This is a genomic window from Candidatus Viridilinea mediisalina, from assembly GCF_002532535.1.
Lineage (GTDB): Bacteria > Chloroflexota > Chloroflexia > Chloroflexales > Chloroflexaceae > Viridilinea > Viridilinea mediisalina.
Genome location: NZ_NQWI01000170.1, coordinates 1 through 7,471 on the forward strand (window position 1 = coordinate 1; position 7,471 = coordinate 7,471).

General features: G+C 60.4%; 8 protein-coding genes and 2 riboswitches. Of the genes, 2 read left to right on the plus strand and 6 right to left on the minus strand.

Annotated features, from left to right (window positions below; genetic code table 11):
* Positions 1–127: 127 nt before the first annotated feature.
* The 5 genes from CJ255_RS20265 to CJ255_RS20285 all read right to left on the minus strand — a co-directional run bounded on the left by CJ255_RS20265 (position 128) and on the right by CJ255_RS20285 (position 5,077).
* A complete protein-coding gene (locus CJ255_RS20265) occupies positions 128–1,189 on the minus strand; it encodes an ABC transporter ATP-binding protein (protein ID WP_097645899.1) in 1,062 nt (353 codons plus the stop codon).
* A 59-nt stretch (positions 1,190–1,248) separates the two neighbouring features.
* Positions 1,249–2,331, minus strand: a complete 1,083-nt coding sequence (locus CJ255_RS20270; protein ID WP_097645900.1) for an iron chelate uptake ABC transporter family permease subunit — start codon at positions 2,329–2,331, stop codon at positions 1,249–1,251.
* Positions 2,332–2,445: 114 nt separating this feature from the next.
* The gene (locus tag CJ255_RS20275; RefSeq protein WP_245863623.1) at positions 2,446–3,756 is read right to left on the minus strand and encodes an ABC transporter substrate-binding protein; all 1,311 of its coding nucleotides are present in this window, start codon (positions 3,754–3,756) and stop codon (positions 2,446–2,448) included.
* Between the two features lie 213 nt (positions 3,757–3,969).
* Positions 3,970–4,191, minus strand: a complete 222-nt coding sequence (locus CJ255_RS20280) for a hypothetical protein (RefSeq protein WP_097645901.1) — start codon at positions 4,189–4,191, stop codon at positions 3,970–3,972.
* Positions 4,192–4,466: 275 nt separating this feature from the next.
* A riboswitch (cobalamin riboswitch) is annotated at positions 4,467–4,617 on the minus strand.
* A 55-nt stretch (positions 4,618–4,672) separates the two neighbouring features.
* Positions 4,673–5,077, minus strand: a complete 405-nt coding sequence (locus tag CJ255_RS20285) for a hypothetical protein (protein ID WP_097645902.1) — start codon at positions 5,075–5,077, stop codon at positions 4,673–4,675.
* Between the two features lie 75 nt (positions 5,078–5,152).
* A riboswitch (cobalamin riboswitch) is annotated at positions 5,153–5,305 on the plus strand.
* A 187-nt stretch (positions 5,306–5,492) separates the two neighbouring features.
* Here CJ255_RS20285 and CJ255_RS25135 point away from each other — a divergent pair.
* Both CJ255_RS25135 and CJ255_RS25140 read left to right on the plus strand, forming a co-directional pair.
* Positions 5,493–5,708: a hypothetical protein gene (locus CJ255_RS25135; protein WP_245863625.1), complete on the plus strand. Its 216-nt coding sequence runs from the start codon at positions 5,493–5,495 to the stop codon at positions 5,706–5,708.
* Positions 5,709–5,730: 22 nt separating this feature from the next.
* Complete coding sequence (locus tag CJ255_RS25140; RefSeq protein ID WP_245863626.1) at positions 5,731–6,114, plus strand: acyl-CoA thioesterase; 384 nt, start codon at positions 5,731–5,733, stop codon at positions 6,112–6,114.
* Here CJ255_RS25140 and zigA read toward each other — a convergent pair.
* Positions 6,014–7,240 carry a zinc metallochaperone GTPase ZigA gene (gene zigA, locus CJ255_RS20300; protein WP_097645903.1) on the minus strand — a complete coding sequence of 409 codons (1,227 nt, stop codon included), beginning with the start codon at positions 7,238–7,240 and terminating at the stop codon, positions 6,014–6,016. The two genes, CJ255_RS25140 and zigA, sit on opposite strands and share 101 nt — an antisense overlap.
* Positions 7,241–7,471: the final 231 nt, after the last annotated feature.

Genomic DNA, 7,471 nt, shown 5'->3' on the forward strand with positions numbered 1-7,471 from the left:
ATAGACCGTAGGGGCACGGCAGCGCCGTGCCATCCCCGTGGTCGCCGTAGCCCCCAGGGGCACGGCAGCGCCGTGCCCCTAAACAGCGTTCCTTTTGCGCTATTGCCTATTTTCTATTTTCTCGTTTCTATATCCTTCCTCTAGGATCGGCTTCGCCCGCTCCGTGCTGGTTGGCCGCAGCGCGCACCAGCGCCGCAAGGGCATGGAGCGAGGTGACGCGCTGCGGTGGATCGCCATGGTTGGCGATCTCCCAGGCGGGTGTATGGAGATCGCCGAGGACGGCGATCTGCAATGGGGCCTCTTCGCCGTCGCGCACCAGGGTGCAACCGACACGCTCAAGGGTGCGGGCCGTCCATGTGCCCACGAGCCCGTTGCCACGCAGTATGGCGCGCTGGTGGGCGGGCGGATGCACCTGAAAACTCCCCTGCTGGCGGTCGAAGTTGATGCCGTCGTTGGCAAAGGCTGCCTCGAACGCGCCGCCAAGCACGAGGTCTTCGGGGGCGCCGTGGTGCAGCACGCCGCCCGGGGCGAGCAGCCAGAGCGCATCGGCGCTCCGCAGCGCAAGGTCGAGGTCGTGGGTCGAGAGCAGCAGCGCCCGTTTGGTCTCGCGGGCGAGGCGGCGCAAGAGGCGCATCATCTCGACGCGACGCGGTAGATCGAGGAAGGCGGTTGGCTCGTCCAGCACCATGAGCAGCGGCTCTTGCGCCAATGCACGCGCCACCATCACGCGCTGGCGTTCACCATCGCTCAACTCGTGAACGTAGCGCTGCGCCAACTTCACCGCGTCTACCGCCTCCAGCGCCCAACGCACCATCTCCTCATCACGCTGGCTCAGGCGTCCCGTCCAGTCGGTATGAGGATGCCGCCCTAGCGCCACCAGCGCATAGGCGCTCAGTTGGCCCACCTCGATCCGCTCGGTCAAGACGACACTCAGGCAGCGCGCCACCTCGTGTGGCTTGAGCCGACTCAGGTCGTTGCCATCCAAGAGAACACGCCCGCCCAAGGGGGGCTGCATGCCCACCAGCGTACGCAGCAGCGTGGATTTGCCCACACCGTTTGGCCCGAGCAGGCAGACCACCTCGCCCGCATGGAGCGCAACGTTGAGCTGGGTAGCGACAATGCTGGGCGCACTGCGACGTGCGCGGTAGCCAATGGTGAGTTCTTCGGCTTGCAGGATTGTGGTATGCATGCAGATCCTTTGCGGACGGAGGAGGGGTGCGCGGGAACCGGGTTCCCGCGCGCTCCCACCTATACGTGTGAGAAGCCGCGTCGCAGGATGATCCAGACCACCACGGGCGCGCCGAGCAGCGCGGTGATCGCGTTGAGCGGCAGCACCGCACTAGAGCCTGGCGCTTGGGCAGCGAGGTCGGCCAAGAGGGCGGCGGTTGCGCCGACGAGGGCGCAGGCGGGCAACAAGATGCGATGATCGGCAGTGCGTAGCAGCGCCCGGCAGAGGTGGGGAATGGCGATCCCCAAGAAGGCAATCGGCCCACAAAAGGCGGTCACCGTGCCGGCCAACACCGCACTACTGATGACGATGCCCAAACGTGCGCGGCGCACATCAAGGCCCATCGAGCGTGCATACGCCTCGCCCAAGAGCAGCGCATTGAGCGTCTTGGTCAGCATCAGAGCCAAGAGCATCGCCAAGATGATCGTAGGAGCCATCACGCGCAACTGCGACCAAGTTACCCCCCCGAAGCTCCCGAAGGTCCAGGCGATATAGGCATGGATGCGTTCAGCGATGCTAAAGTAGAGCAACAGGCTCACCAGCGCACTCGTCAGGTAGCCAATCATCAACCCCAAGATCAGCAGGGTGACACTGCTTTGCACCCGTTGAGCCAGCGCCAGCACGATGAGCATCACCGTGGTGGCGCCGATGCAGGCGGCCACCACGAGGCTCAGGTTGCCGAGCAGCCCCGCGACAGCAAGGAGTGTCGTGTTGGCCGCGCCGACACTCAGTACCACTAGGGCTACACCCAAGCTCGCGCCGGAATTGACCCCCAGCACAAAGGGATCGGCCAACGGATTGCGAAAGAGCGTCTGCATCTGCAAGCCACTCATCGCCAGCGCCCCACCCGCCAGCATCGCCGTCAGCGCCTTAGGCAAACGGAAATCATAGACAATCCGCGTCCAGGTTGCCCGTGTCGGCTCGCCACCCACCAAGATCGTCAAGACCTGATCGAGTGGAATCTGCACCGAGCCAACCGCAAGACTCAACACAAACGCACCCAGCAACACCGCCAACATTGCCACAAGCGCCAGCGGGCGCAAGCCCAAACGGGGCCACGGCGTAGCGGTTGTCTCTGGGGTAAGTGAAGCGGCTTGATCCATGTAGGTTCTCTACCTCTCTGATGGGGGTTCGGGGGCATGGCCCCCGAAGAGCCTCCAAGGGTGCGCGAGGGAACCTGGTTCCCTCGCATCCTCCCACCCCGGCGGCAGCCTCCACTACGGCAACAACTGCTGGTGGTAATAGAGCTCATGCTCCGGTAGCAGCTCCGGGTGGAAGATCTTGATCAGATCGGCCAAGACAATATCGGGGTTGGCCAGGCCACTCTCCCAATAGTCGTTGCCACCCGTTTCATTGAGACGGGCATTGTTGTTAAAGACCTGACCATGCTCAAAGGCGGCAAACTGGGCGAAGCGCTCATCAGCGGTGAGGCCATCAGCGAGGCTCTGCCACGAACTTGGATTGAGCCAGAAGTCGGCAGCCTGGGCGCGCTCAAAGACCACCTCAAAGCTGAGTTGCTGGTTGCCCGTCGAATCATCATCGGCCCAGAGGTAGTCCGCGCCAGCGTCGGCGAGGAAGCGTGCAACATAGCTGTTGCCGCCGGGCATGTACCAGGTGCCTTGGAAGGGAGCGCCGGTGAAGACCGTGGGCCGTTCGACAACGCCCCGTGCCTGAGCAGCCATCGTGTTGTAACGCTCCGCCATTGCGCCATATACGTCGTTTGCCGTAGCCTCTTGGTTGAAGAAGGCAGCGGTGAACTTAATCCACTCAGCGCGGCCTAGCGGGGTTGTCTCCATATACTCGCTGTTGAGTACCACCTTCAAGCCCGCCTCCAGCAGCTTGGGATGCGCGTCGCGTTCTGGGTTGCCAACGCCAAAAGTCATAATCAGTTCTGGCTCAAGCTCAATCGCCTGCTCAACATTCACTCCAGCCCCGCGCCCAATCTCTACAAGTTCACCCGCCTCAATCATCTCTACAACAGCGGGCGCAACCACTTGTTCAAAACTACTGAGTCCCACGAGACGATCTAAGAGCCCTAAGTCGCCGAGATGGGGTAGGTGGGTGGTAGACATAGAGACAATGGTTCGCACCGGCACCTCAATCACTTGGGCAGTGCCAACATCGGCGGGGGGCGGCGTACCACACTGCACCAACACATAGCTAAACTGCTCCCCCGCATCGCGCCACGGGTTCAGCACCGTAATGATCTTGTAGTTATTGAAATAGGCAATCGTCCAACCCGCGCCATCCTCAACCTGCACCTTCGCGGGGAAGTAGTCCACACGAGGGTCATAATCGGTAACACACCCCTCCGTCAGATTGGCACTCGGCGCAACAGCAAGGGGCGCTTCGGTCGGCGCATCAGTGGGCATCTGAAGCATTGGTGCCTCAGTAGGTATCTGCAGCGTTGGTGCTTCGGTCGGTGCAGCGGGGGCGGTCGTAGGTGCTTGGGTCGCGGGCTGGGCACCACAGGCGCTCAGAGCGATCAGCAGCAGCATGGCTGCGAGGGAGCGAAATAGCAAGCTCACCGGGGAACTCCTTATAATACGAGTGACGAGTGACGAGTGACGAGTGACAAGCAGGGTATACCTCATTGCAATACGGTCTGACGTAATTTGCTATAAGGAATGCAACAAAACAGCGGTGCCTTCGCCCCTCTGCCACGTTGTGGGAGAGGCGGTGCCCTGCCCTTCGACAAGCTCAGGGGCCGCTTGTCGAAGGGGATAGGGGGTGAGGGCCATCTAGGGCAGCCCAAAATTCCCGCGAAACCTGCCTGCCGCCTCAGCAAGCCGTTGGCGCAACCAAGCATGGCGTTCACGCTCGAGCCCGAGGCGTTCAAGCGTGGCCCAACTGGCAGCCGTCGGCAACCAACCAAGCAGCGTAAACTCCAATTCCGCCTGGCGTATCCGCTCCTCGCTGCGTGCCAACTCGTGCCACAGCTCCATGTGGGCTTCATCAGGCATGACGATTCCCTCCCTGCGTCCATTGAGGTACGCGAGCAACGTATGAATAGCTTTGGGTGTGATGAGAAACTGTAGGGCGGTGCCCTACATCCCTGCGGATCAGGGCAGGATGTGAGGGAACCAGGTTCCCTCACATCCTGCCCTGAACGTTGCGTCACCAAACAAAAAACCCGGCCTCATACGAGAACCGGGGGGAACACAACGGCCAGGGAACCCATGACGCAGGTGCGTTTAGGGGGCACGTGCCATGTTCACCTCCTTAGCTCGAGAAGGGTTGAACAAACTTCGTCACGGCAGGCTTCCTGGCTTCCGGTCGGCTCATAGAGCCTCCGGTTACAGTTGCGGCACAGCGCTGGACTCTCACCAGCTTCCACCTTTACGCCCTAGCTTCCGGGCTGACGGGTCACCGCGACGATATTTGGTTTGCATAAGTACAGATGGACGCCATTATAGCATAGTTTGGCCAGAGTGCAAAAAGGTACTAGCATCCACCATTCAGCGCCCGGTACTGGGTGAGCAGATGACGCTCCAGCTCATCCCGCGAGCGCATCAGTAACTCGTGGGTCACCACGCGAGGCCGCAGCGCGGCGATAATCTCTTGGCAGCAGGGGGATGTAAAGGGGCGGTGTTGATCAATTTCGGCCACATGGTCGCGGGCGATGGCGAACTGCTCATCGAAGGGGTGTTCGGCAAATCTGGCGGGAATGCCCGCCGCTTGGGCCTGGCGCTGATAGTCGCCTGACAGACTCAGGTTGAGATGCACCCCCTCAATGCGCGTGCGTACCTGTGGGCTCAACTGCGCGATCCGCTTCAAGACCAAGGCAACCGCGCTCTGCTCGTCGGCTACCGTCGGATCGCTATTGAGCAGATGGCCCGTATCGAGCATGAAGCCCCAATTTGCAAATTGAATTGTGTTGCCAGATATGAATACCATGTGCTATTATAGGCGCATCATCGCCCTACAAATATATACCGTCGCGGTGACCCGTTAGCCCGGATGCTAGGGCGTAAAAAGGTGGAAGCTGGTGCAAGTCCAGCGCTGTGCCGCAACTGTAACCTGCTGCTCATCACGAGTAGCGGAAGCCAGAAAGCCTGCCGCGACAGCTCTGTTCACCCTTCTCGAGCTAAGGAGGACGAACATGCCCCGTGCCCCCTGAACGCTCCTTTGCGTGATGGTCTGCCCGGCTCATGTTACCCCGGTCTCGTGTATGAGGCTGGGGTCTTGTGTTGCTATTTCAATTGAGACCTACGACGTTGATGGGTTGATTGCAAGCATTTGTTCGTAGTGACCGGGAGAAGATATGCGTATCGTTTCGCTCTTACCGTCGGTGACGGAAATCATCTGTTGCCTGGGCCTGGCCGACATGCTGGTTGGCGTTTCGCATGCCTGCGACATTCCGCCAGAGCTTGATGCGCGTTCCCTTAGCTTACGCCCATCACCCCGGGCGGTTGATCTGATCGAACAGTTGGCCCGTCTCCTCCATCCGACCTGTTTTACGGAGCAGCACCATGATTAAGCCACATTGCGCCGAGACGCGCATGGTCTTCCCGATCTTTCCCGCCGACACCAACCACTATGGGACACTCTTCGGTGGCCAGGCAGTAGCATGGATCGACCAAGCTGCCTTTATCTGTGCGACACGCTGGTGTCGGCGTAAGGTGGTGACGGTGCATCTTGGTGAGATCAACTTTCACCATGCAGTGCTGCGAACCGGTACTCGTGGTCTACCCTGCTGGGGTCTGGTACGGACGTCTGACAACCACCACATTGCAATGCGGTCTGACGTAATTTGCTATGCGGCATATTCAACGGCAATTGGTATCATGCCTCCTCCTCCTCCGTCTCGACGAAAACCCAGGCTTCAAAGGGATCTGCAAATGCCTGCCAGCCCTCTGGCCCGAGGGCCAGTTCATCATCGGTGAGCAGGCAGGCATTGAAGCGTGTACGCAGATCATCTTCGTCCATATTCTGACCAATCAAGACCAATTCCTGCCGTCGGTCGCCCCACTCGCTGTGCCACACCTTCACGAGCGCGGCTTCTTCCTCGGGGTCTTCTGGTATCTCCTCTTCGGGCAGCGCCGCCCACCAGATGCCACCGGGTTCTAGGCGGCACGCGCCGCCAGCCTGCGACCAGATGCCGCAGATCTCCATGCGTGTCGCCAACCAGACGAGGCCCTTGGAGCGTAATACGCCGGGCCAAACCTCATGGATCATTGTCCAGAAGCGTTGCGGATGGAAGGGCCGACGTGCCCGATAGACGAAACTGGCAATGCCATACTCCTCATCTTCGGGGGTATGTTCGCCACGCAACTCTTTGAGCCAACCGGGCGCTTGGGCGGCGCGTTCAAAAGAGAAACGCCCCGTATCAAGGATACGCTTGAGGGGCACTTGGCCAAAGCTCGTGTGCAGAATCTCCGCCTCGGGGTTGAGTTGGTGCAACAGCGCCTCAAGCCGTTGCAGATCTTCTGGCTCTATCAGATCGGCCTTGTTGAGAATGATGATGTTGGCGAACTCAACCTGATCAACGAGCAGATCAACCACCGAACGCTCATCCTCCTCACCGGCGGCCATTTCACGATCACGCAACTCATCGAGCGAGAGAAAATCTTGCGGAAAATTGAAGGCATCAACCACGGTGACCATCGTATCGAGGCGGGCGAGATCGCCCAAACAGACGCCATCCGGCCCAGGGAAGGTAAAGGTCTCGGCGACGGGCAGCGGCTCGGCGATGCCGGTTGACTCGATGAGCAGGTAGTCGAAGCGCCCTTCGCGGGCGAGGCGGCCCACCTCGACGAGCAGATCTTCGCGCAGCGTACAGCAGATGCAGCCATTGCTCATCTCGACGAGGCGCTCTTCGGTACGTCGCAGTGCAGCGCCGCCACTCCGCACCAACTGCGCGTCAATATTCACCTCACTCATATCATTGACGATCACCGCCACGCGCAGCCCCTCGCGGTTGGCCAAGACATGGTTGAGCAGGGTGGTCTTGCCTGAGCCCAAAAAGCCGGAGAGGACGGTCACCGGCAGCCGGGGGGGAGAGTTTGTCATGTGTTGATACCTACTATCATTTTTTTGCCATGCTTAAATGATAGTAGGTATCAGCAGTGGTGTCAAGGGACAACCGGGCGGGGCTAGGGCTACGTCAAAGTCACCTCCGGTGGGGGTGCGGGGGAGGCTCCGCCTCCCCCGAAAAACTCTTTTTGCAATAGCGCAAAAGGAACGCTGTGGGAAATCGCCACCCTGGGAGCGCGGGCGTCCCGCCCGCATGCGGGCGGGACG